The 23770-nt window shown below is 32.6% G+C and carries 26 protein-coding genes; 7 read left to right on the top strand and 19 right to left on the bottom strand.

What is annotated here, in order from left to right; genetic code table 11:
- Positions 1–7 precede the first annotated feature (7 nt).
- Together DFQ03_RS06215 and DFQ03_RS06220 are read left to right on the top strand one after the other, a co-directional pair.
- A complete protein-coding gene (locus tag DFQ03_RS06215) occupies positions 8–1750 on the top strand; it encodes a RagB/SusD family nutrient uptake outer membrane protein (protein WP_133672303.1) in 1743 nt (580 codons plus the stop codon).
- 92 nt (positions 1751–1842) lie between these two features.
- A complete protein-coding gene (locus tag DFQ03_RS06220) occupies positions 1843–2733 on the top strand; it encodes a carbohydrate kinase family protein (RefSeq protein WP_133672304.1) in 891 nt (296 codons plus the stop codon).
- Between the two features lie 762 nt (positions 2734–3495).
- Here DFQ03_RS06220 and DFQ03_RS06225 read toward each other — a convergent pair.
- The 11 genes from DFQ03_RS06225 to DFQ03_RS06275 all read right to left on the bottom strand — a co-directional run bounded on the left by DFQ03_RS06225 (position 3496) and on the right by DFQ03_RS06275 (position 13535).
- The gene (locus tag DFQ03_RS06225) at positions 3496–4503 is read right to left on the bottom strand and encodes a 2-hydroxyacid dehydrogenase (protein WP_133672305.1); all 1008 of its coding nucleotides are present in this window, start codon (positions 4501–4503) and stop codon (positions 3496–3498) included.
- Between the two features lie 123 nt (positions 4504–4626).
- A complete protein-coding gene (locus DFQ03_RS06230; RefSeq protein WP_133672306.1) occupies positions 4627–5070 on the bottom strand; it encodes a hypothetical protein in 444 nt (147 codons plus the stop codon).
- A 98-nt stretch (positions 5071–5168) separates the two neighbouring features.
- Positions 5169–5579 (bottom strand): hypothetical protein, encoded by a 411-nt coding sequence (locus DFQ03_RS06235; protein WP_133672307.1) that lies wholly within the window; start codon positions 5577–5579, stop codon positions 5169–5171.
- A 456-nt stretch (positions 5580–6035) separates the two neighbouring features.
- Positions 6036–6875 (bottom strand): universal stress protein, encoded by an 840-nt coding sequence (locus DFQ03_RS06240; RefSeq protein ID WP_133672308.1) that lies wholly within the window; start codon positions 6873–6875, stop codon positions 6036–6038.
- 64 nt (positions 6876–6939) lie between these two features.
- The gene (locus DFQ03_RS06245) at positions 6940–7788 is read right to left on the bottom strand and encodes a universal stress protein (RefSeq protein WP_166637440.1); all 849 of its coding nucleotides are present in this window, start codon (positions 7786–7788) and stop codon (positions 6940–6942) included.
- A 4-nt stretch (positions 7789–7792) separates the two neighbouring features.
- Positions 7793–8629, bottom strand: a complete 837-nt coding sequence (locus DFQ03_RS06250) for a universal stress protein (RefSeq protein WP_133672310.1) — start codon at positions 8627–8629, stop codon at positions 7793–7795.
- A 257-nt stretch (positions 8630–8886) separates the two neighbouring features.
- The gene (locus DFQ03_RS06255; protein ID WP_133672311.1) at positions 8887–9726 is read right to left on the bottom strand and encodes a universal stress protein; all 840 of its coding nucleotides are present in this window, start codon (positions 9724–9726) and stop codon (positions 8887–8889) included.
- Between the two features lie 54 nt (positions 9727–9780).
- Positions 9781–10755: an ROK family protein gene (locus DFQ03_RS06260; RefSeq protein WP_133672312.1), complete on the bottom strand. Its 975-nt coding sequence runs from the start codon at positions 10753–10755 to the stop codon at positions 9781–9783.
- Positions 10756–10838: 83 nt separating this feature from the next.
- Entirely contained in the window at positions 10839–11729 is an 891-nt protein-coding gene (locus DFQ03_RS06265) for a universal stress protein (protein WP_133672313.1), read from the bottom strand.
- A gap of 17 nt (positions 11730–11746) precedes the next feature.
- Positions 11747–12592, bottom strand: a complete 846-nt coding sequence (locus DFQ03_RS06270) for a universal stress protein (protein WP_133672314.1) — start codon at positions 12590–12592, stop codon at positions 11747–11749.
- Between the two features lie 91 nt (positions 12593–12683).
- The gene (locus DFQ03_RS06275; RefSeq protein ID WP_133672315.1) at positions 12684–13535 is read right to left on the bottom strand and encodes a universal stress protein; all 852 of its coding nucleotides are present in this window, start codon (positions 13533–13535) and stop codon (positions 12684–12686) included.
- A gap of 121 nt (positions 13536–13656) precedes the next feature.
- On the opposite strand from DFQ03_RS06275, the gene DFQ03_RS06280 reads away from it, so the two are divergent.
- The gene (locus DFQ03_RS06280; RefSeq protein ID WP_133672316.1) at positions 13657–14058 is read left to right on the top strand and encodes a hypothetical protein; all 402 of its coding nucleotides are present in this window, start codon (positions 13657–13659) and stop codon (positions 14056–14058) included.
- A gap of 42 nt (positions 14059–14100) precedes the next feature.
- On the opposite strand, the gene DFQ03_RS06285 is transcribed toward DFQ03_RS06280, so the two are convergent.
- Positions 14101–14934, bottom strand: a complete 834-nt coding sequence (locus tag DFQ03_RS06285; RefSeq protein ID WP_133672317.1) for a universal stress protein — start codon at positions 14932–14934, stop codon at positions 14101–14103.
- Position 14935: 1 nt separating this feature from the next.
- Positions 14936–15247 carry an HPF/RaiA family ribosome-associated protein gene (locus DFQ03_RS06290; protein ID WP_133672318.1) on the bottom strand — a complete coding sequence of 104 codons (312 nt, stop codon included), beginning with the start codon at positions 15245–15247 and terminating at the stop codon, positions 14936–14938.
- A 121-nt stretch (positions 15248–15368) separates the two neighbouring features.
- On the opposite strand from DFQ03_RS06290, the gene DFQ03_RS06295 reads away from it, so the two are divergent.
- A complete protein-coding gene (locus tag DFQ03_RS06295; RefSeq protein ID WP_133672319.1) occupies positions 15369–15821 on the top strand; it encodes a DUF2267 domain-containing protein in 453 nt (150 codons plus the stop codon).
- 180 nt (positions 15822–16001) lie between these two features.
- Here DFQ03_RS06295 and DFQ03_RS06300 read toward each other — a convergent pair whose 3' ends face one another.
- Positions 16002–16631 carry a hypothetical protein gene (locus tag DFQ03_RS06300; protein ID WP_133672320.1) on the bottom strand — a complete coding sequence of 210 codons (630 nt, stop codon included), beginning with the start codon at positions 16629–16631 and terminating at the stop codon, positions 16002–16004.
- Between the two features lie 178 nt (positions 16632–16809).
- Here DFQ03_RS06300 and DFQ03_RS06305 point away from each other — a divergent pair, with 178 nt between their 5' ends.
- Together DFQ03_RS06305 and DFQ03_RS06310 are read left to right on the top strand one after the other, a co-directional pair.
- Positions 16810–17448 (top strand): WG repeat-containing protein, encoded by a 639-nt coding sequence (locus DFQ03_RS06305; RefSeq protein ID WP_133672321.1) that lies wholly within the window; start codon positions 16810–16812, stop codon positions 17446–17448.
- Positions 17449–17563: 115 nt separating this feature from the next.
- Positions 17564–18235 carry an FMN-binding protein gene (locus DFQ03_RS06310; RefSeq protein WP_133672322.1) on the top strand — a complete coding sequence of 224 codons (672 nt, stop codon included), beginning with the start codon at positions 17564–17566 and terminating at the stop codon, positions 18233–18235.
- Between the two features lie 108 nt (positions 18236–18343).
- Here DFQ03_RS06310 and DFQ03_RS06315 read toward each other — a convergent pair whose 3' ends face one another.
- From DFQ03_RS06315 to DFQ03_RS06335, 5 genes are all read right to left on the bottom strand, one after another.
- Positions 18344–18622: a zinc ribbon domain-containing protein gene (locus DFQ03_RS06315; RefSeq protein WP_133672323.1), complete on the bottom strand. Its 279-nt coding sequence runs from the start codon at positions 18620–18622 to the stop codon at positions 18344–18346.
- A gap of 82 nt (positions 18623–18704) precedes the next feature.
- A complete protein-coding gene (locus tag DFQ03_RS06320; RefSeq protein ID WP_133672324.1) occupies positions 18705–19349 on the bottom strand; it encodes an acyloxyacyl hydrolase in 645 nt (214 codons plus the stop codon).
- Positions 19340–21052, bottom strand: a complete 1713-nt coding sequence (locus DFQ03_RS06325; protein WP_243834436.1) for an adenosylcobalamin-dependent ribonucleoside-diphosphate reductase — start codon at positions 21050–21052, stop codon at positions 19340–19342. The genes DFQ03_RS06320 and DFQ03_RS06325 overlap by 10 nt, the downstream gene beginning before the upstream one ends.
- The gene (locus tag DFQ03_RS06330) at positions 21049–21444 is read right to left on the bottom strand and encodes a DUF302 domain-containing protein (RefSeq protein ID WP_133672325.1); all 396 of its coding nucleotides are present in this window, start codon (positions 21442–21444) and stop codon (positions 21049–21051) included. Before DFQ03_RS06330 ends, DFQ03_RS06325 begins: the two co-directional genes overlap by 4 nt.
- A gap of 28 nt (positions 21445–21472) precedes the next feature.
- Positions 21473–22438 (bottom strand): 1-phosphofructokinase family hexose kinase, encoded by a 966-nt coding sequence (locus DFQ03_RS06335; RefSeq protein ID WP_133672326.1) that lies wholly within the window; start codon positions 22436–22438, stop codon positions 21473–21475.
- Between the two features lie 118 nt (positions 22439–22556).
- Between DFQ03_RS06335 and DFQ03_RS06340 the strand changes: the two genes are divergently transcribed.
- Positions 22557–23645 carry a site-2 protease family protein gene (locus tag DFQ03_RS06340; RefSeq protein ID WP_133672327.1) on the top strand — a complete coding sequence of 363 codons (1089 nt, stop codon included), beginning with the start codon at positions 22557–22559 and terminating at the stop codon, positions 23643–23645.
- Positions 23646–23770 lie beyond the last annotated feature (125 nt).

Here is a 23770-nt window from a genome sequence, read left to right on the forward strand (position 1 = left end):
AAGAATCATGAAAAACAATAAAATAATTTTAATAGGAATGCTCATTATCTTTGGTGTTTCTTCTTGTTCAGATGACATACTAGAATATGAACCAACAGGGGTATTGTCAAGTGATAACGTTGCTACAGCAGATAATGCAGAAGCGTTGGTTATTGCTGCATATGCTGCAATAGCAAATGATGAAATGGTAGGGCCATTAACCAACCAATGGGTATTTGGTAGTGTACGTTCAGATGATGCATATAAAGGTGGCGGTGGCCGTGGCGATGTAGATGTAATAGATAAATATGAACAATACAATCTTACCGTACCAGATATGGGAGATTGGATGGCTCCAAGAACTTGGACCAATTATTACAAGGCTATTTCAAGAGCAAATTTTGCACTTTCTGTGATTAATAGTATTCCAGACGCTGATTATGACAATAAAACTGTAAGACAAGCAGAGCTTCGATTTTTAAGAGCACATTCTCATTTTATGTTGAAATTAATTTTTAAAAAAGTTCCTTTCATTACAGAAGAGCTAACACAAGAAGAAATTTCACAAACATCTAACGATCTTTCTAATGAAGATTTATGGAACAAAATTGCAGATGACTTTTTGTTCGCCTACAACACGCTTCCACAATCTCATGATGAGGTAGGTCGTGCAGACAAGAATGCTGCCGCAGCATATTTAGCTAAACTTAGGTTGTTTCAAGCCTATGAACAAAATGATCAGCACCAAGTAACTACGATTAATACTGGTCGTTTACAAGAAGTTATTGATTATGCCGATGAGGTGATAGGAGGTTTAGAAACAGATTTTGGTAATAATTTTTTAGATGGATTTGATAATGGTTCTGAATCTATTTGGGCAGCTCAATTCTCAATTAATGACGGTACTACAGTAAGTAGAGTTAGTTATGTAACGGGCTTGAATTCACCTCATGGCACTGGACTTTATGGATGTTGTGGTTTTCATTTAGCGAGTCAGAATATGGTAAACGCATTTAAAACCGATGCAGACGGACTACCATTATTCGACACATTTAATGACAGTGATATTTTTGACACTGTTGAAGCAAATGGTACATCTATTCCTGATGCTGGGCTAACTGTTGATCCAAGATTAGATCATACCGTTGGTATACCGGGTAGACCTTTTAAATACAAGAATACAGTAAATAGTTCTGGTGATATGGTCTATAATTTTAGTTGGGCAAGAGACCCAGGTGTTTATGGGTATTTCGGAAACATGAAAGAACAGCAATCTCCAGATTGTGCATGTTATGTAAAAGAAGGTCCGTTTGTTGGTACTTCTAAAAATGTAGATTTTATAAGATATGCAGATATACTTTTATACAAGGCAGAAGCATTAATTCAATTGAACCGTTGGGATGAGGCATTACCTTTAATTAATCAAGTTCGTGGTCGTGCAGCCGTAAGTACGCAACGTCAAATAGATGCTGGAGCAACAGATATTTACAATGTATCTCCATATGCTTCCTTCCCAAGTAAAGAATTCGCATGGAAAGCTTTAAAGTTTGAAAGAAGATTAGAGTTTGCTATGGAAGGTAACCGCTGGTATGACCTTGTAAGATGGGGTGAGGCGGCAACAGTTTTAAATGCCTATTTGGCAGAAGAGAAAACTAAAAGAGACTTTTTAACCAATGCCGTATTTACACAAGGTAGAGATGAATATTATCCAATTCCACAAAGAGAAATAGATTTTACTGGCGGACTTTATACACAAAATCCCGGATATTAATATCAAAAAGAGAATTCAGTTTTTGAATTTGTTTGCGTTAGTTTTAAGCACGGGGGGGTTGTTTCCCGTGCTTTTTTTAATTCAATTTTTAAATGGACAAAAAAGTAAAAGCAGTATGTTTTGGTGAAGTATTGTTTGATAAATTCCCAACACATTCAAAAATAGGTGGCGCACCTTTAAACGTTTCTTTAAGACTTCAATCTTTAGGAGTTAACGTTAGTGTTATAAGTAGTGTTGCAAATGATGCTAACGGTAAAAAAATTATAAATCATCTAAAAAAAGCTGGGGTTAATACGGAAGGTATTTCTGTGCAAAATGAACATCCAACAGGGGTAGTCAATGTAGTGTTAAATGATAAGGGAGTAGCTTCTTACGACATTGCATATCCAGTAGCGTGGGATAAAATTAAAGTATATGAATCTAGAAATATTTTAATGCATAATTCAGATTTCTTCGTTTATGGAAGTTTAGCGTGCCGTGATGAAGTTTCAGAAAACACTTTAAAATCATTATTAAAAATTGCTGCTTATAAAGTTTTTGATGTAAACCTTCGTGCTCCTTATTACACTTATGACCTCCTTTTAGATTTGATGATAGAGGCAAATTTCATCAAATTTAATGATGATGAGCTTTTTGAAGTGGCTGCTCATTTAGGTTCTAAATATAACTCAATGGAGCAGACTATAGAATTTATTGCGGAAAGAACTAAAACAGATACTATTTGTGTAACTAAAGGGGCTTATGGTGCAGTTCTTTACAATGAAAGAACTTTTTATTACAATAGTGGTTATCGTGTAAAAGTCTGTGATACTGTAGGGTCTGGAGATTCATTCTTAGCATCAGTTCTTTATAAAATATTTAATGGAGAAGGACCTCAGGTTGCAATTGACTTTGGGTGTGCAGTTGGGACAATTGTTGCGGCGAGTAAAGGTGCAAATCCTATTCTTAGCAGTTCAAAGATTGAATTGTTTATGAACCCTTAGACTTTCATTATTTTTTTAAGGTTTATAGGCTAGGAAACTTCCTGTAAACCTTTTTTTAAACCCTGTCCAATAACATACTGTATGGTTATTATTTTGAAATTTAGTTACAATGAAGCTCTCTATCATATTGGTGGTCTTATTTATAAGACTGTATTTCTCATTTTGGCTACATTGATGATGATGTAATTATTCACTTTTAGGAGGTACATCAAAATATTTTATTCTGTAAAAAATATTTCGCGGGTAAAGCTTTAATAAGCCTTAAAGGGATTCAAAAATCGAATAAATTCATTCTTTAAAGACAAAAATTGATTTAAACTACAGTAATAAGGTCTTTATATTTTAGTATTATATTTTGCCTTTTAAGTCATATACAACCTAATAGCTAGTAATTCCAAAATAATAATTCCCTTCTAAAAACAAGAATTTCTGCAAATTTTCTGCAAATAAAAAACCAGCAATTCCAAAAAGCTTTGGAATTGCTGGTTTTACTAGTGACCTCGACAGGATTCAAACCTATTATTAGAAATGCCTGAATACAAAGGTTTCTGCGAAATTTTATTTTTTCTGTTGTCGATTTGTTATCGACATTTAAAATATAAAAGTTTATTAACTAATGTCTTACATTAATTATAAAGAATATAAAATGGAAATATGCAATTTGTGACTGTATTAAACTTCGTTTTAAATTTTCATATTACTGTATAAGACACCTAGATTACTGCCATCACAGCCAAAAAAAATAAGTAGTTCTTCAGTTTATCATGATTCAATTAATTCCATACCTAATTCATGTTTGCTAATATTGCCTTCTGACCAATTGTGTAAATTCTCAAATGTTATATCGGCAATATTTGTAAGGGCTTCTTTAGTAATATAAGCTTGGTGGGGTGTAAGTAATACATTGGGGTAGGTTAACAGTTTCCATAAACGTTTATCCTTTATACCATTTTGTGAATGATCTTTAAAGAAAACACCTTGTTCTTTTTCGTATACATCTGTTGCATATCCTCCAATAAGTTTAGCTTCTAAAGCTTCTATTAATGCATTGGTTTCTACAAGTGCACCTCTGGCAGTATTTACAAGAATTACACTATTCTTCATCAACGCAAGTTTTTCCTTATTAATGAAATAATAGTTATCATAATTCATGGGTATGTGAAGGCTAATAATATCAGATTCTTTACATAATACATCTAAAGGGGTATAAGTTACATTACAAAGCTCTATAAGGTCATGGTCAGGTGCTAGGTCGTATGCAAGAATTTTACATCCAAATCCGTTCATGATCTTTGCCATAATACTGCCAATTCTTCCAGTACCAATGATACCAACCGTTTTACCATGTAAATTATATCCTATTAAATCATTTTGAGAGAAGTTATAATTATGAACCTGATTGTCTGCCAAAACTATTTTTCTGTTTAGAGCCAATAAAATAGCGGTAGCATGCTCGGCAATGGCGTGGGGAGAATAGTCTGCTGCATTAGCTACGTGAAATCCGAAACGCTTTGCGGTTTTTAGATGGAGATTGTTATGTCCACTTGAGCGCAAAGTAATATAACGAACCCCGATACTCCATAATTTTTCTAGTACAATGGCAGATGCATCGTCTCCAGAAAAAATGGAAATTGCTTTATAGCCAATAGCATTTAATGCTGTTTCGCTGTCTAACGCAGTTTTAGTATAGGTAACCTCAAACCGATTGTTGTTAGCTTTTTTTAGAAAAGGAATTTCATAATCTTTTGCACTATATACGAGTATTTTCATTTTCTATTAAATTTTATAATGAGCTGTTTTCTTTTTAAAAGTATAATCAGTTTTGATTAGTAGCTTATTTCTTGATATTATAATTTTTTTCAATACTTCTTTTCATTCAATGAATAGTGTAGGCTATTTATAGCTATTAGACGCTTTTGTCGATTTCATTATCGATGTTAGTTTGGCGAACCCTCTTTCTTTAACCGTTCTGTAATCCAATAAATATTTGTTGATACTCTTAAATAATTCTTTATGGGTCTTCTTATAGCCATGTTCCATTTCTAACTGATTTACGCCGTCAACCAGAATTTTTAATTGGTTTATATGTTTTTTTACCTGTGAGATTTTGCCATGCAACATAATCTCGTTTTCATTAATTGAATTTTTAAAATCTTCTAATTGTGCTAGTTGATTTTTACTGATTGTTTTTGTTGAAAAAGATTGAATTAGGTTGAGCAGAAATTGTTGCTCATCTTTAATGAATAAAAGTTCGGACAACCATTTTTTAGAGTGTTCGTTTAGTTCATCTGCACTATACCATTCTGTATAACTATATTTTTTTTTCTCGGTTTTCATCCTAAATCTTTTATTGATATAATATCTAAGATATAAGAACCAATATTTGATGTAAATGATTTAGATCAGGTAACAAATGTATTTTGTTTCTACTATTTTTAGGTGATAAAAATGGTACCGGTATAATTGAAAATTTCAGATTTCAGTTTTTGAAAATTTTTGTAACAATCGCTTATATCCGTGTTAAGTTGGTTATGAACTTGATAGTAGTGTTCATTATTTTTATTTTCGGTAACGTCTAACATTTCACCTAAAGAATTTTCGTGAACAGATATTGAATTTCGAACCAATTTTAGATCATTTTTTAGCTCTTCTGTTTTTATTTTATAGCCTTCTAAACGTTCAAAAAGATTTGGAATATTAGGTTTAAAGGCAGAGCTGTTCAATAAACGTTCTAAAAAAAGAATTTCATCATCTATAACCTGAAATTGAGTTTTCCATTGCTGAATTTTCCAATGTAGTTCTTTTAATTTTTCATTTTGCTTTGATATGATCTGTTGTTTTGCCATTACATAATGCTATAGTATTAAAACTACAACCCATTAAATTCTCGGTCAATGATATATATCATATGCAAGAAATGTATATAATCACGACCTGTATCTATACATACATTTTATTGTTTGGGAGAACAAAGCAGATAAACTTCACTCGATATTCTTTCTTTTCTGGAGGAGGAAATACCAAGGTGGTCTAAAAAGAACTTGTCTTTATGAAGCTGTCGGCATAAAACGATATTTCTTCTTAATAAAAAATGTTTCTCTCTATTAGTTAAAAGGGTAGAAACGGTTATGGAGTGTAGCCCAAACTTGACTATCCTGTCTTTTAGACCATCTTTAAAAGGATAAACCCAACTTAATAAACAGGGTTTTAGGTCATGCTTTCTCTCTTTTCGTACATTTAATATTTGGGTTGCTATGCTATGCTTTGATTTGTGCTGAGGTTTTATCTAAATAAGAAGTAGTTTAGTGCAATGCCAAAATAGGTACGGTAGCCTTGTACCCAATTTCTTTGACCAATGGCTTGGAAAAAACGCTATTGAAGAAAAAGTGTTTTCTGTTAATAAAGGCAATCATATCACTATTTCTACTTTCTATAAATGTTGTAATGCCATCTGCTACATTTTTTTTGGATAGTGTATGAAAACTATAACTTGTTTCGCTTAATATTGCCTCAAGTAACTCCTGATTGTTTCTTTGTTTTTCATTCAGGTCAGTATTATTAGCGACATATAAAATTTTAATGTCTACACTGTGTAATTTGGAAATTTCAATTAGGTATTTTAATTCTTTACGTTTGTATGCAGACGTATAATCTGTCGGAAATACGATTTCATTTAATGAAGTAAAACGAACGTCTTCAGGAATAGCTAAAACGGGGCATTCCCTTATTTTCTCCATAGCTTGTACAGTATTGGTTCCGAAAATGACACCTTTTGCACCAGTAGTACCTTGTGTGCCCATGACCACCAGATCAATATCTTTTTCTGCAATGGTTTGCTTTATGGCTTCTGATAAAAAATTATACGTAGAAATGGTGTAATACGAATGTTTAGCATTGTCATGGTGTAATTCTAAAATATCTAATAGTTTAATAAATTCTTCTTCTGAATTTTTTTTGGCAGCTTCATACTCGCTGCTGCCAGGTTCAGGTATAAAAAGGTTGTCTGTAGTATAGCTAAATAACCTGAAAACGTTTAGAAAGTAAAATTCACATTTAACTTCTTTATAGAGGTGGAGTGCGTACCTAATTGCATTAAGTGCATTTTTAGAAAAATCACTAGGTATTAATATTCTCTTGTCCATTTCTTATTTTTTAAGGATTCTTAATAAATATATTTTTTAACAAAAGGTTTTGCCATGATTCTAATCAGTCTAGCGAGGGTAGAATTAAAAAAGCTGTTTCTGAATACATACTAACATCTTTTATAACAGGTTCATGAGTTAGTTTTTCAAACAAATTATAAGGGTGGTTAACCATGGAATATAGGTCTATATTTAATTTTTCGATAAATTCATGAATGACTTTTGCCTTATCGTCGAATAATTGTCTCCAATAAAAGGTATGATCAAAATCCTTCAAACAGATATCCAATAATTTTCTGTTGGCTTCTTGTTGAGTACTTAAAATTTCTTCTTCTGTAATATGTAATACTCTAATTTTTGCATTTGAAAGCGAGGCTATAGATAACAAAGGTTCTATGGATTTTTTTGTACATTCTGCTTTAAAATCTGTAATAAAGGCAATTTCTTTTGGTTGCCTATATTCCATTTCTCCCGGTATAGCTAATATGGGGCATTTCTTAATTTTGTTGGCAACCTGTATAGTATTGCTGCCAAAGAAAATATCAGCAGATTCATTTAGTCCCTTATTGCCCATTACAACTAGATCAATTTGTTTTGTATAAATGGTTTTTAAAATGATCTTTGTCAGAATTCCTTTTTTTGATATGGTATTGAATTGATGTTGGGGATTCTCATTGTCCAAAATGATTTTATGCTTGGTACTGGTTAAATTCTCATCGGATGCTACTTGCAGTTTTTCCAGCAAATTTTTACCGACCAATAATTTCGGTTTTTTTCGTTGTAAAGGTGTCATTTTGTTAAACACATTTAAAAGATAGAAAGTACATGGTTCTGAAGCCAAAAGTTTGGTAGCATAGAAAAGTGCACAATAAGAGTTGTTTGAAAAATCTGTGGCAACCAGTATATTCTTCATAATTTTAATTTTGAGGAAGAACCATAAAGGGAACATTAATATGTAATCCTATTTTTTTTATAATTGGTTCAATAAATAATCGCTCTAAAAATGTGTGTTTATTCTTGATCATTACAAGAAGGTTGATTTTATATTTAACCTGAAACTCATTAATTGCCTCTATAATACTATTGTCAGGTACTTCATGTAACAAGGCATATGTACCTAGTATTTTTTCAAGCTCTATTTTGTGCTTTTCCTGAATTTCAGTGAGGTCATACCCTGTTCTTACATGCATGACATTTATTCTTGATTTATGTTGTGTGGCTATTGCCAACAAACTTTTCATATTGTCCTTTTTATATTCAATTTCATAATCGGTAGGAAATAATATTTCTAAAGGAGCTTCATATTCAAAATTTGGTGGAACGGCAATTACGGGGCAATTTGCTTTTTTAATGACGTGAACCGTATGTGTACCAAATAAAATATCATTGGCACCGGTAACGCCTTTTGTTCCCATTATTATGACATCAATATTTTCTGTGGTCACGGTTTCTAAAACTTCACTTACTAGTGTGTTAAAAGCAGAATGAACAATAAAAGTATGATTGGGGTTTTGATATTTATGTTCTAGCAAGTCTTTTAATTTCTCTAATTGTGTCATGCTATTTTCTTGAAAAATATCGCCTAAACCAATTTGACCAGGGCTACCAATAATGTATTCCGTTTGATAAATAGGGGGTATATAAGTATGGAGTATATAGAAAGTAGTTTTTATTTTTTTATAGATATTTAACGCGTAACGAATTGCTTCAATTGAATTTTGGGAAAAATCAGTTGGTAAAAGAATTCGATACATATCTATGAAATTTATGGTTAGACATAAAATTAGAGCAGAGGTATTTTATTGACCATGATCTGGGTCAGTTTATTAATGAAATACCCTTGCGAGATGGCATGTAAAAATTAGCTAATGTTTTTGCAATCAATTAATTAAAAGAATCACTCTGTTGCTTGGTTTGCAGTGTAGTGTTTGTTTATCATGAATAAAGAATATGAACACATTTCCATGATTTAATTGGTCTTTTTAAGCTAAATAAAAAAATATAAAGGTTTTTACTCATGTATTACCAGAAAAGGAACAGAAGTGTGGTAGCTGATTTTTTCAACTTTTGGTCTAAACAGAATTCGTTGTATGAAATTCAAGTTTTTTGCGACCATTACAATGATATCTAAATTGCAACTTTCAACAAAATTTTGAACCGCAATATCTAATTTTTTCTCTTTCAGAATATGAAATGAATAGGCAATATCTTTAAAATATTCTATTAGAAATTCACGATTTTTTAATTGTTCTAAACTAAGCCCGTTACCTTTAGATGCGACGTATAAAAACCGAATGGCAGAATGATGTAATAAGATGGTATCTTTTATTTTTTTCATAATTTCGGCATCATACCCTATTAGAAAATCTGTAGGAAAGCCTATTTCTTTTGGGTCTTGATATGTTGTGTTTTCTGGTACAGCCAACAAGGCACATGGCACCTTTGTAATTACATTACCTGTATTGCTCCCTATAGAAACTGCTTTTGTACCCGATGCTCCTTTGGTACCCATTATGATCAAGTCAATCTTTTTATTTAAAACTTCCTTCTTTATAGAATCGGTAAAAAAGCCATAGACGGCTATTGTATGAAACGCATGCTTAGTATTGGAAGGTAGTTTTTGAATCTTTTCTAGTAATGATTTTAGTTTTTTTCTGCTTTCTGTTAAAATACTTTCTTCGAGTATTTCTGGTGGTACGAACATAGTGGGTTCACTACCTGAATAGGGTTTGATACCATTTATATGAATTATGTAAAAAGTACACGCTACTTTATTAAATAAGGATATTCCATAAACAAGTGCATTCCATGCATTTTCAGAGAAATCTGTAGGTATCAGTATGTTTTTCATAGCATGCAGTTGTTTATATCTATTTGAAATTTAAACTTATTAGTTTAGTCATAATTATTCTGCATGTGTCACATGTTTTAATTCTAACCATGCTAAAGCTGCAGGTCCTAAAACTGCTTGTGCACTGGTAGCTTTCGATATTAGAACCTCTATTTTACCTTTATAGACATTAAATAGGCGTTTCTGCATATGTGTTTTTATAGGCTTTAGAAGAATATCGCCAGCTTTGCTTAAACCGCCAGACAGTATAAAAGCCTCTGGGTCTAAATGAGCAACGGTATCGGCCATTTTGCTTCCTAGAATTTTACCCGTTCTTTCAAAAGCTGTCATTGCAATTATATCGCCCTTTAGTGCGGCATCAGAAATATCTGTTCCCGTCATTTCCTCAAAATTAATTTTTCTTAATAACGAGTCTTCACACCTTTCTGCCATTAGTTCAAAAACGGTTCTTTTAATACCGGTTACAGAGGCATACGTTTCTAAACAACCTTGTAATCCACAATTACACATTCTTCCGGCTGGGTCAACATTTACGTGGCCTAGTTCTCCGGCAGTACCATGCTCTCCGATCAATAGTTTACCATCTACTATAATTCCACTTCCAAGACCGGTTCCTAAAGTTAGGGCTACAAAATTTTTCATTCCTTTTGCATCCCCAAAAAGCATTTCTCCAAGAGCAGCTGCATTTGCGTCATTTGCCAATGAAACGGGTAGTTTAAATGTTTGAGCAATTATTTTTTTTATAGGTGTGATCGTGCCCCATTTTAAGTTTGGCGGATTTTCGATTTGCCCGGTGTACGAATTGGCATTTGGGGCTCCAACACCTATAGAAAGTATTTGTATTTCGTCATTCCATTTAAATATCAATGCTTCTGCCTCTAACTTTAATTTTTCCATAAAATTTGAGAATGGGTTTTGAGCATTGGTATTAAATACAATTTTATCTAAAACCTTACCTTCTCTATTTACAAGACCTACTTTGGTAAAGGTTCCACCTATATCAATGCTTAATACTACCTCTTGCGACATTTTATTATGATTAAAAGTTTATGATTCTTTTCTATCGTTATTTTAGGTGAAATCTGTTTTTTTCCGAATTTAAATTCTAACAGTTATGCCGTTACAGAATCTCTTTTTTCATCTCTATTTTTATCCGGCACTTGCTGATTATTGGGTATTGTGATGAAAGGAATTGCAATATGGAACCCTATTGCGTCTACATTTGATTTTTCTCTAAGCCTTTCCAAAAAAGAATGTTTTCTATTAATCATTACCAGTAGGTCAGGTTTGTTTTCCGTAATATATTCATGAATTGCTTGTGGCATTAACTTTCCTCTTTCCTCGACAAAACTTGGCTCAAGCTTTTTGAAGTGATCGGCAAGAACTTTTATATTCATCTTTTGTTCCTCGTTCAAATCATACTCTTCTTTAATATGTAAGATGGTTAATTGGGCTTTTAGTGTATTTGTAAGGGTATATAAGATGTGCAAATTTTTCTTTTGATATGATTGTCTATAATCTGTTGGGAAAACAATAGATTTTATTTCTTTAAACTCATACCCAGAAGGCACGGTCAATACGGGAATTGTAGATTTTCTTATAATGTGTACTGTATTTGTTCCTAAAAAAATTTCTTTTGCGCCGGTTGCACCTTGTGTACCCATAACTATAAAATCAAATATATTAGTTTCGGTAAGTTCTTTAACCTCGTTGGTAAGAGTATTAAAGGCAGATCTGATCTTAAAAATATGTTTAGCGTTTTTATATTTCAGTTTTATATCTACGAGTGTCTTATCTAAGCCTGCCTGAGCAATGTCTACACCCTTATCTGGAACAGCGCTAAAAGTTGGTCCGCCAATTATATAATCTATTCGGTAGAAAATAGGGGTATAGGTATGAAGTATATGAAATTCGCATTTCTCATTTTTAAAAAATTCTAGGGCATAGCAAATTGCGTTCCATGCATTATTGGAGAAGTCGGTAGGCAAGAGAATCTTTTTCATAAGTGTTTATTTAAATTTTATCTTGGTAGGTTCTGCATAACCAAAAATGGAATTTTAGGGTTTAATCCAATATTTTCTACTGTTGATTTATATAGCATATCTTCAAGAAATGAGTGTCGTGCATTGACCATTACCAATAGATTAATGTCATTTTTTAAAATGAATTCCATAATGGCCTCTCCTTTGTTTTTAACGGGCGAACGCTCATGAAATATAAAGGCATCGGGTAAAGATTCTTGTAAAAACAACTTGTTGTCAGCTTGTCGATGACTTAGGTCTTCAAAATCTGAAATATAAAGACAATGTACTTTCGATTTAAATTCTGCAGCTAATGTATTTAAGAGTTTAAGCTCTCTTCGTTTATAGGGTAGCATGTAATCTGTAGGAAATAGAATTTTTTTAGGTTGTTGATATTCATAGTTTTCTGGAATCGCCAGAACAGGACATGCAACATATTTAAACACCTGTACGGTATGGCTACCAAATGTTATTTTTTTATTTGCGGTTTTACCCTGGGTACCCATAATAGTTATATCAACATTAATTTCGTTGACAGCATTATTTACGGCATCTACTAATGCTTCAAAAGAAGAAATATATTCAAAATGGTGTTTTGGGTTGTGGTAGGTTTTGGTAAGATCGGTTATTAATTTTTTAAGCGTCTCATCTACATAAATACGGGTTATTTTTTTTGGTTCTTCTATTGAATTACCTCCATTGCTTTTAAAAGGGCCGTACACCTCGTCTGCATAGGCATGTAAGAAATAGAAGTTGGTACGCTCACATTTGTATAGTTGAAGTGCATATTTTATAGCATGCATTGCATTGGTGGAAAAATCGGTCGGAATTAAAACTGTAGTCATACTATTTTTAATGAGTACTTAAAAATATTTCTCTCTTTACTTGATTGCAATGACATAGGTCATTACAAATATGTAAGAACATTTAGAATGTTTATTCTTGAAGCGACAGTAGCGGAATGCTTGTTTTAAAACTAACTTCTTCTACCGTAGTATCTAGAAATAATGTTTGCAATAGATTATAATCTTTTGAAATCATTATTATAAGATCGGCATTCAGGCTTTCTGAGAATGATTGAATTCCATGTTCTATCTTTTTAGACACGACCCTGTGAAAGTTGATATTGTTAGGTATTTTTAAAGAGAGACGCTTTGCAAATTGTTTTTGAAGTACTTCAATCTCCTCTAAAAGTGGAATTTTTGATTTGGTAACATATAGTAAATTAATATGTGTACTCTTTGAAGTTATATATTTTGAAATTTTAAATAAGGTGGTATCGTCATAGGCAATTTCAAAATCAATTGGTAATACTACCTGTTCAAAGTCTTTGAACTTTGCATTTTCTGGAACTACTAGTGTATCACATTCTACATTTGTAATTACATCGCCAGAACGACTACCACTGAAAAACTCTTTAATTTCAGAAGCGCCTTTGGTTCCCATTATTATGAGCTCAATTTTTTTTTCTTCAATATGTCTTTTAATGGAGGATAAAAAATAACCTTGCTCGCAAATTGATGTAAAATGATGATGTTCTTTTTTTGAGGAAATTGCCATGATGAATTTTTCCAAGTCTTTTAATTTTTTATTTATGGCTTTAGGTTCTAGTTCTACCAGAATATTTGTACCAAACTCATAGATAGGTTTTTCTGTGAATTTTGAAGCTTCAATGTTGATATATAGTAAGTAAAACTGGCATGGGGATTCTTTGAATAGGTCAAGTGCATAACGTATGGCATTCTTTGAGTTTTTGGAAAAATCTGTTGGGATCAAAATATTCTTCATCGGTCTTACTTTTTATTCAACGAAAAATACTTTTGATTACAAGCAATTACTATGATTTTAATCATTGGTGGTTTTACAAATGCATCATATTTTTAAAAGATTCAACTAAAATCTAGAGAAAATGAACTACACATATGAAATAAAGAATGAGCTATATAAAAGCTTGGGCAATTTGTTTTATGCGGTTGCCATTTGCGATGGTAGTGTTTATTTAAAAGAATGGGATAAAGTTGAAGAAATGGTAAGAAAGTATTGGCGAAAAATGGATAATTCTAAAGATAGCAATGGAACAGATTTAGTAGATCAAATAGAAATTATTTTTGATTGGCTTTTAGAATATGAAAAAACAAGTGATGAATGTTTTGAAGAGTTTAGAGAATTCTATGAAAAAAATCCACAGGTCTTTACTAAAAAAGTCAAATCATTGATTAAGAAAACTTCCAAAGCCATTGCCAATTCGTTGTTGAAAAAAAATGAGTCGGAAAAAAAGATTTTAAAAAGAATCGATTTGTTATTAAAATAGAATGTGGATTTAGCTAATTTTTTACTTGATATGGTTTTTTAGCTATTTAGATTTCAAGGTCAAGACAGGTAAATTTGCATGGTTGGCTATATCTTCTCCAATGCTTCTACTTCCTAAAAGAAAATGGGCAAAAGGTTTTCTGCCTCTTGTAGGTATGGCGATTATATCAAAGTTTCCTTTTTTAGAATAATTCATAAGGCCATGCTCTACGCTATAATCGTTATAGATGGTAACCTCTTGCTCAATTGTATTTGACTTATAAAAGAATTTTGATATGCGTTCTTCAATTTCTGTATTACTGCTAAAATCGTAATAAGGGGTATTAATATAGATTAGATTTAATTTTGCAGAAAAACTAGCTGCAAACTCCCTTACATTTTTATAGGGTAAAATGGAACTTTCTGTAAAGTCGCATGCAAATAATATGTTTTCAATTTTAAATCCGGAATTTGGTGTTTTAATGACAAGAACGGGAACATCTGCTGATCTTACTACTTTTTCTGTGTTTGATCCAACAAAAGCATCGCTTAGACCACTGGTGCCATGTGAGCCCATTACAATAAAGTCAATATGCTGTTCTTGGGCCACCGTGTTCAATTCCTTAAAATCTTTATAATTTTGAATAATTTCTCTTACTTTTATTTGCTCCAGATAAGGTTTGTTCAAAAAGGGTTTAAAACGTTTTCTAGCAAGATCCATGTAATATTTGGCTTCTTCATATTCTTGGTCTTCATCTTTTGAAAGAACTGCCTCAGAAATGCCCATCATATGCAAAACGATAATTTCTGCTTGTATTTTTTTTGCTATTATCGCTGCAACATGTAATGCATATTCAGAGTGTTTCGAAAAATCTACCGGGACTAATATTTTTTTCATGTTATATGGCTTTTTTACTTTGTTCAAATTTCTCTTTGCGTTTTCTTAATTGCCGGTCTAGATCTTTTATAGTATTGGCAGCTGATTTTTCAAAGTTGTTTTCGTTAGATTTTGCAAATAATCTAGGTCCTGGTGCACTAATTTGTATTTCACAGATTTTATCATTGCCATCTGTACTGTTTCCCAATTTGAAAAAAACCTCGGCACGAATGATAAACTGATATTTGTGTTGAAGTTTTTGAAGATTTCGGGTGACTATTTCACTTAGCGAGTTGCTTTCAGGCATATGAAGGTATTGGAAATTGACGGTCATAAATTTATTTTTTGGTTATGTTCAAAAATATTAATGTCGTTCTTTTCTTAAAATGACTTGTGTCATTTCAGTACCTGATTAATATTTTAAAATTTATGGCTCATCATAAAAACAAACTACTATGGCACTTAATTTTAATAAATATGCAGCAGAGGGTAATACTTTTATAAAGGACTATGCCAAAGAAATGAATATGGCAAATGATACAGATAAAGCAGGTAGAATTTTTACAGCAATTATGCATGCACTTAGAGACATAATACCAATGGAAGAGTCATTGCAGTTTATATCTCAATTACCAATGTTTGTAAAAGCGGTCTATGTTAATGGTTGGGCGGTAAAGAAGAATAAGCCCAAAATAAAAAAAATGGAAGATTTCTTAGATTTGGTTCGTTCTCATGATTATCCGGCAGCAACTAATGATTTTGAATATAACAACGAGGTGGCTGAACGCTATGTAGACACAACCTTTATTTATCTAAGAAAATATATTTCTTTGGGTGAAATGGAAGATTTGAGAGACAATTTGCCTAAAGATTTAAAAAGTATGATCTACTTAAATATGATGTTTTAAAATTAATATCAAATTGGCAGTAGTAGTAAATTAGTACAAATTAATAGTAAACTAATATCTAATTCTTTCAGTTTACTACAAATTTAGATTAGTCTCTAATTTATCATTTACTGCCAAATAAAGTATCAGATATTTTAATAATCAATGAAGTATTATTTTATTTGGAAATGAGGTGATTAATCATTTAATAATACCTTCTTTTTCCAGTTGTAGCATTATTCTTTTAACATAATCTTCAATAATAGAAGTTATGTTATTTGGATCAACGATATCAAATGTGCCCACCCAAACTAATGATTCGTCATCATCGGTCTTTAAATTGTAAATGGAAGTTTCGATATGAAAAATTTTATAATTTGAGTAGTATTCAGGTGTGTAGTATACATTTTGAAAACGGTAGTAGTAACGACCAAATCGATACCAATTATTTCCAATAGTATAATAGCCAGAACTATAATCTTGTTTGTCATCTATACCAACAACTGCGGTAATTGCAATAGCGTCATAGCCCTTGTTCAACAGTTCTTTTTTAAGGGTGTCTATTTCTGATAGATTTTTTTGTGAATCGGTAAATGACCTGCCGATCTCTCTAGTACTTTCAACCGCATTAATACCTCTATGATATAGGGCATCTTTCAATTCTTCCTCAAAAATTTTACGCGCCGTTAAGTTATTTGTCATACCTATAACCAACATTTTTTCGGGTTTGAAGACCGTAATTTCCTTGTTTTTCCAACTATCTATAAATCTTGTAGAAGAGCAAGCTGTCAATAGAACAATCATTAAAATATAGCCTGTTTTTTTCATCATTTTTAATTTAAAACTTGTAGATGAAACTAGTTTGTAAGTTGGCACCTTACAATGATGTAAGTCAGCCTATTCTGTAATGCCGATTCATTTTAAATCAAAAACTATGTTCACATGACCAGCATCATTTTTAAATACGCCATAGCTAAATATTTTTGAAAAAACATAAAACCCAATTATCATGAAATATTTTATACTGACAGTTTTAATAGTAATCGTCTCGCTACCGGTTACAATAAGCGCTCAAGATTTAAAGGATATTGATGAAATTGCCCCTTTTAGTGAAGGTTTGGCAGCTATAAGAAGGGGAGAACAATGGGGCTTTATTAACGAAATGGGAGATTTGGTAATTCCTTTTAGGGATGATATCTATTGGGATAAAAATGCAGATATAACAAAATTAGATTTATCGGGTGTGCGTTACCCTATGTTTAAAGAAGGTAGATGCTTAATTAGTGAAATTGTAGAGGACGGTATTACTGTTGTAGGCTTTATGGATACTGCAGGGAAAGTTATTATAGAACCACAATTTTTAAATATTTATCCTTTTAAAGATGGTTATAGTACAGGCGTTTTATTTGATAAAGCCTATAAAGGTGAAAATGAATTTAAATTGAAAATTTATGATTTTAAATTCTTTGATGTACTAGTGGATACTTCTGGCGAGATTGAAGAATATTTTGAAAGACGACATAATATTCAAATGACCAAAAGACGATATAAATTACCACCCATAATGGCAAAGCGATTAGTGGGTAATTTGGTTGCATTACGTAGCGAAGGTGATGGCTGGGAGATACGTAAAATAGAATACAAGTAGCGTAAGAACAGCTTTATTAGAATGCATTATAATTATTTTTTGTCTTCAGAAGACAATGCTCTTTGAATATAAAACTGCTATGTTTTATGAATTACCTAATTAAAAGCTTCACGAAATGAGAACTAAAATAACTATGTTGCTGCTTGGCTTTCTCTTGCTTAACTGTAAAGATCAAACACCTGCTATAAAACAAATAGGCAATACTGGTGTAACACAAGAAAAATCAATTACGCCTGTTCCTTCCGTAATAAATGATTTCGGTGAATTTATCGGTATTGTTTTTTCAGACTCCTTAACAGTTGATGATGTTTTTAATTTTAAAAAGATAGACGTAAGTAATGTTATTACTAGTATTGATATGTCGCAATCTGTAGTACTTTACAATAAAATGACTAAGCGAGAAAAGGCAACCTCTTTTCCGATTTTTGAAGTTAAGAATACGAACAATGTAATTTTGCCCGTACAAGGTCTAGGTTTTGGTGGTCCAATCTGGGCGATAGTTTTATTGGATACAAATACATTGGAAATTAAAAATATAGCATTTGATCATTTTGCCGAAAGCGATGGGTATGGGTCAGCAATGACCCAGCCTTCTTTTGAGAATGAATTTATAGGCTCAATTACAAATTTAGATGATGATACGTTTGTAATGCAAAAAAACTTGGACCGTAGAATTGATGATGGTGTTATTATTGACGGAATATCTGGAGCAACAATGACCAGCGCGGGTGCTATGCAAATGGTCAACCAAGGATTAAAACAGTATAAAGAATATTTAAGACCCTAAACGTTGAAAATAGAAGAGCATCGTATTTAAAAATTTAAACTAAAGGCTATGAAAATATTATACAGCTAAAAGATTTAAATGACAAAATATATTGCTGTTGAAATTTTACTATTCAATAGGTTTTAGACCTTTCCACCTTCTGAGATTTGGAAGGGTGCTATGTGCCATAATAGTAGCATCTTCTCTTCGCATTCCTCTTTTTTCTGCAAAAGCGATATTCTGTTCTATTTTCTGTTCAAGTGTAATACCGTGGTCCACAAATTTTCCTTTTACAAAACAGAATCGGCAGTAGTCTGTGTTTACGGTACTATCTTTATTGGTTCCAAAATCTATTAAGTGATGCATTGGCATTCCACAACTTTGACAAATATTAATTGATGGATTCATTTCTTTGAATTTTAATTCTTACGCTAACAACCAATAAATTAGTTTTATTAACTAGCTTATTAAATGATTTTGGTCAGGCTGGTTATTTTTTTCGTAAAACCAAAGATGCGAATAACCCTAACCCATCAAAAGCTGGATTAGTTGGATGATTGTAGCCAAGCCCGTTAGACAAATGAAATCTGTTTATACCTAAAACTATTTGTTTGTTTTCGTTAAAATGTATGGCTAAACCTAAACCTGGTCTTGCAGTAAAATTAAGTTTGGTACCCTGATTGGGAAATCTTTCAAAAGTATAAAGTATACCGCCGCCCACATCAATGAATATTTTCATTTTTCCTAAATGTAAAGAATACCACCTTAGAAGAAAAGAAGTGCCAAGTCCAAAATTTTCTTGTTTAATTTTTGCTGAATTTTCAGAAGTTCCTACTACTTGAAAACCATTGGTTTTTGAGAGGTCTACAAAACTAGAAATGGTCAAATTTTTCAATAACATTGAACCGTAGCCGGCTCTTAGTGAATAGCATTCTAAAGAAGAATCAAAACCAGATACATGCTCAAACCCTAATGAGAAGATTTTCCCGCCTTTTTCATAAAAATCACTGCTGTAATTATGTTGAGCATTTGTTACATGAAAGGATATAAGAAAAGTAATTACAAAAAGAAATTGTTTCGGTATTTTTTGAATAGTATCACGTTCGTTCTTGGGTATAGTTTTATTTAACTGCATACATCTTCCTTATTGAATCCGCATAGTTGTAAAACCTGATTGTCTCTGCTGCCATTACGGTAAATAGTAATCCCTTTTAAATTATAATTCCAAGCAGTTTTGTAGATTTCAGATACCTCTTTAAACGTAGTGGTATTCGGTAGGTTTATCGTTTTTGATACAGCATTATCTGTATATCTTTGAAAAGCACTTTGATGTAATAAATGATACTTCCATGAAATTTCTAGACTTGTTTTAAAAAGGTTTTTTATGTGTTTTGGTATATTTTTTACATGTTGTATACTACCCTTTTCTATAATTTCAGAACGTAGTTGTTCTGACCATAACCCCAAAGATTTCATTTTGTCAATGAATGTTGTATTTATCTCCATTTGGGTATTATTCTCTAGTATACCGGTTCTTTTGAACGCAAGTGCATAAAGCGGCTCAATAGCGTAAGAGGTATTGGCAATTATTGAGATGCTACCGGTTGGGGCTATACTATTACAAGTGGCATTGCGCAAAATCATATGAGGGGCAAAACTACTTTGTTTCCATGAAGGAAAACAACCTCTTTTCTTTGCTAATGATTGTGAGGCATTGTAACTTTTTTCATGAATAAACTTCATAACAGTTTCAGCAAGTTCTACAGCTTTATTGGAAGCATAAGGTATATCTAGCAAAATCAAAAGTTCTGCCCACCCCATAACGCCCAAACCTATTTTTCGATTAGATAGGGTTATTTCTTCTATGTTTGGTAATACAAAGTAATTACAACTTATAACATTGTCTAAAAACCTAATAGCAATTATAATGGTTCTTTCAAGCTTTTTCCAATCTATTTCAATGTGGGTTGAATTCTGTAGAATCATTTTTTTTAAGTTAATAGAGCCCAGGTTGCAACTCTCGTAATTGAACAACGGTACTTCTCCACAAGGGTTGGTACTTTGTATCTTACCTAGTTTTTTCAGTGGATTGTTTTGATTAATCGTATCTAAAAAAATTAGCCCTGGATCTCCTGTTTTTAAGGCTTGTTCTATTATTGAGTCCCAGAGTTTTTTGGCACTCAAGGTTTTTGAAATCTTATTTGTACGTGGGTTTACCAATGACCAATCTTTGTCTTCTTCAAGTGCGTGCATAAAATCATTGGTAATACCCACAGAAATATTGAAGTTCTGTAAACTTTGTAAATCAGATTTAGAGGAAATAAATTCTTCAATATCAGAATGGTTTATATTTAAGATACCCATATTTGCACCACGTCGTTTGCCCGCTTGTTTGACATACTCGGTGGCAGTATTATATATTTTCATAAAAGAAACAGGACCGGCAGAAGAGCCTTCAGATGATGAAATAAAATCATCTTTAGGTCTAATTTTCGAAAAATTATAGCCTGTACCACCGCCATTATGATGAATTAAAGCAGCATTTTTAAGAGTTGTGAATATGGTATTAAGATTATCTTCAACTGGGAGTACAAAACAAGCGCTTAGCTGACCATTTGGTAAACCTGCGTTCATAAGTGTCGGACTATTTGGTAAAAATTCAAGATTACGCATTACCTTATAGAATCTATCAAACCATAAATCATTATTCTCATTTTCTACGGTCACTATATGTCTAGCAACTCTTTTGAAAAGATCGTCCGGTGTTTCTATTCCATCTGTTTGGCGTAAATAACGCGCTTTTAGTAGCTGTCGAGCATTTGAACTTAGATAGATCATACAGAAATATTCTCTATTACTGTTCTCAGTTTTTTGCGTACGGTTTCGGCTATTTTAATTAAAGATTCGTTATTTACGGCTTTCATAGACGCTGCCGGGTCTACTGCGGCAATCTCTATGGTGTTCTGCTCCTTTTCTTGCAAAATAACATTGCAGGGTAGCATGGTTCCAATTTTGTCTTCTGCCTTTAATGCTTCATAAGCCAAAGAGGGGTTGCATGCACCTAGTATTTTGTAATTATGAAAGTCTACATCTAATTTATTTTTAAGAGTTGCTTTCATATCTATTTCAGTAAGTACACCAAAACCCTCCTTTTGTAGCGCTTCTTTTGTTAGTAGTACTGCATTGGCAAATGTTGAATTCTTTAGTTTAGTTAAAAAGTAATAATCCATAATATGATGTTTCAACGGTTTTGTAGCCTTAAGCATTTACGCTCAAATCTTTCTTAGTAGTTGTGTTAGACATGATCCATGAATTCAATTCTTCCACATCATTTTTTTTACACAGTTGTGTACCTTCTGTCATGGTAGCGGCTGTGCCACAGGCTACACCGAATTTTACCACTTCGGTAAAAGGTTTGCCTTGTGCCAGGGCATAGACCATACCTGCTACCATACTATCTCCTGCACCAATGGTGCTTTTTTGATGCACTATAGGGGCCGCAATATATTCGACTTCTTCATTGGTGACCATAATAGCACCTTGCGAGCCTAATGAGATTACCAATATCTCACAAGTATTATTTCTAATAAACTCTTTGGCGACCTCTTCTACATCTAAAAAAGAAATGCTCTTTACGCCGCAAAGCGTTGCCAGTTCGCCTAAATTGGGCTTTAATAAATAAGTGCCTGCTTGCGCACCTTGTATAAGCGCTTCACCCGAGGTGTCAAGAATAAACTTTGCTTTTTCCTTTTGGGCTATTTTTGAGACCTGGGCAAAATAATCTTTTGGCATACCTGGGCAAAGGCTTCCACTGGCTATTAAAAAATCACCAGGCGCAAGTACCGACTCTACCTGCCTTAATGAATTTTTCCATTCGTACTCATTCACTAAAGGACCAGGCATGCCAAATCTAAACTGTTGGTTGTTCGTTGTATCGGTTACTGATAGATTTTCACGCAACCAGCCAGCAATTGGTATTACCTGTTGCGCAATTTCTAAATCAACCAGTAAATCATGCATTTGTGTCCCGGTTGGGCCTCCAGCCATATACATACAGAAAGATGTACCCCCTAGTTCGTTTATTACACGAGAAATATTAATTCCACCACCACCAGCTTCAAAAATGGGTGCGGCACAGCGCAATTTACTATTCGGTTTTATACCTGCTACTGTAGTACTTTTATCAATGGCGGGATTGACGGTAAGGGTAATTATCTTTTTCATCTTTAGTCCTTTTTATTGCTATGATAGCATCAAATATAGTAGTTAAGTGAAAATTTGTAAATGACCAAAGTCATTGTTAAACAAATGCTTACGAAATAATTTCATAAAAATTTTCTGTATGAAGGGGTTCTTGGAATTAGGTAAGGTTTTAGGTATAAAAATTGAAATACATTGGACGTTCGCCTTGTTACTAATATGGATCGGATTGGTAGAGTTTGAAAATAGCGGTAATCTTGAAAAAGTTATTACCAGCCAAGGATTAATTTTGGTTCTAATGGCTTGTGTAGTGCTACATGAACTAGGTCATGCCCTAATGGCGAGAATGTACAATATAAAAACAAAGTCCATTATATTATTACCTATAGGAGGGGTGGCTACATTAGATAAAATATCAAAAAAACCAAAACAAGAATTATTAATAGCGTTAGCAGGACCCGCGGTCAATTTAATTATTGTTCTCTTATTGGCCTTGTTTATTCCTTTACGTAGCTACTTTAACTTTGATACCGTTCTTATTGATGAACAACTTTACCAACCTACGTTTCAAAATTTTTTGTTTTACCTATTAATTGCAAACCTAATATTGGTAATCTTTAATTTAATACCTGCTTTTCCAATGGATGGTGGTCGCGTACTCAGGGCACTTTTATCTTTTAGATTAAGTCGTGTTGAAGCTACCAGTATAGCTTCGGGTATTGCACAAGGGTTGGCCACTTTGTTTTTTATTGTCGGATTATTGTTTAGTCCGTTTTTAGTATTGATAGCCTTTTTTATTTTTTTTGGTGCCTATGGTGAAAATCAAATGGTAAAACAGTATGCTATATTAGAGGGGCATACTGCTAAAGAAGCAACGCTGACCAATATTACCTTATTGAATTTGGCTACAAAAATCGATGAGGTCATAGAGCTGGTTTTATCTAGTACTGAAAAAGATTTTGTGGTTTTTGACAACCAACGAATAGAGGGTGTGCTAAACCAGAAACAAATTATAGAAAATGCAAGATCAAGAACTCTTTTGGTGGGTGATATTTTAGATAGGTCAGTTGGTTTTATTGATGCAAATACCCCAATTACAGAGGTTTTGGAGCGTATGCAAAAAGAAAAAAACAATTTCTTTCCGGTTACCGAAAACGGTGAAATTATTGGGGCCATTGATAGGTCTAATATTAGCGAGTTTATTCTTTTAAAAAGCACTGAAAATCAATAGCGTATTTCAAATTATAATGTTGACGCTTCTACCTTTTGTTTTGTTTGTCGGTTAGTATAATTTGATTTATCCTAATCTTACTTACTCATTAAATGAGACAACTATACCTTTTGTGATCAGTATAT

The organism is Maribacter caenipelagi (genome assembly GCF_004364175.1).
Lineage (GTDB): Bacteria > Bacteroidota > Bacteroidia > Flavobacteriales > Flavobacteriaceae > Maribacter > Maribacter caenipelagi.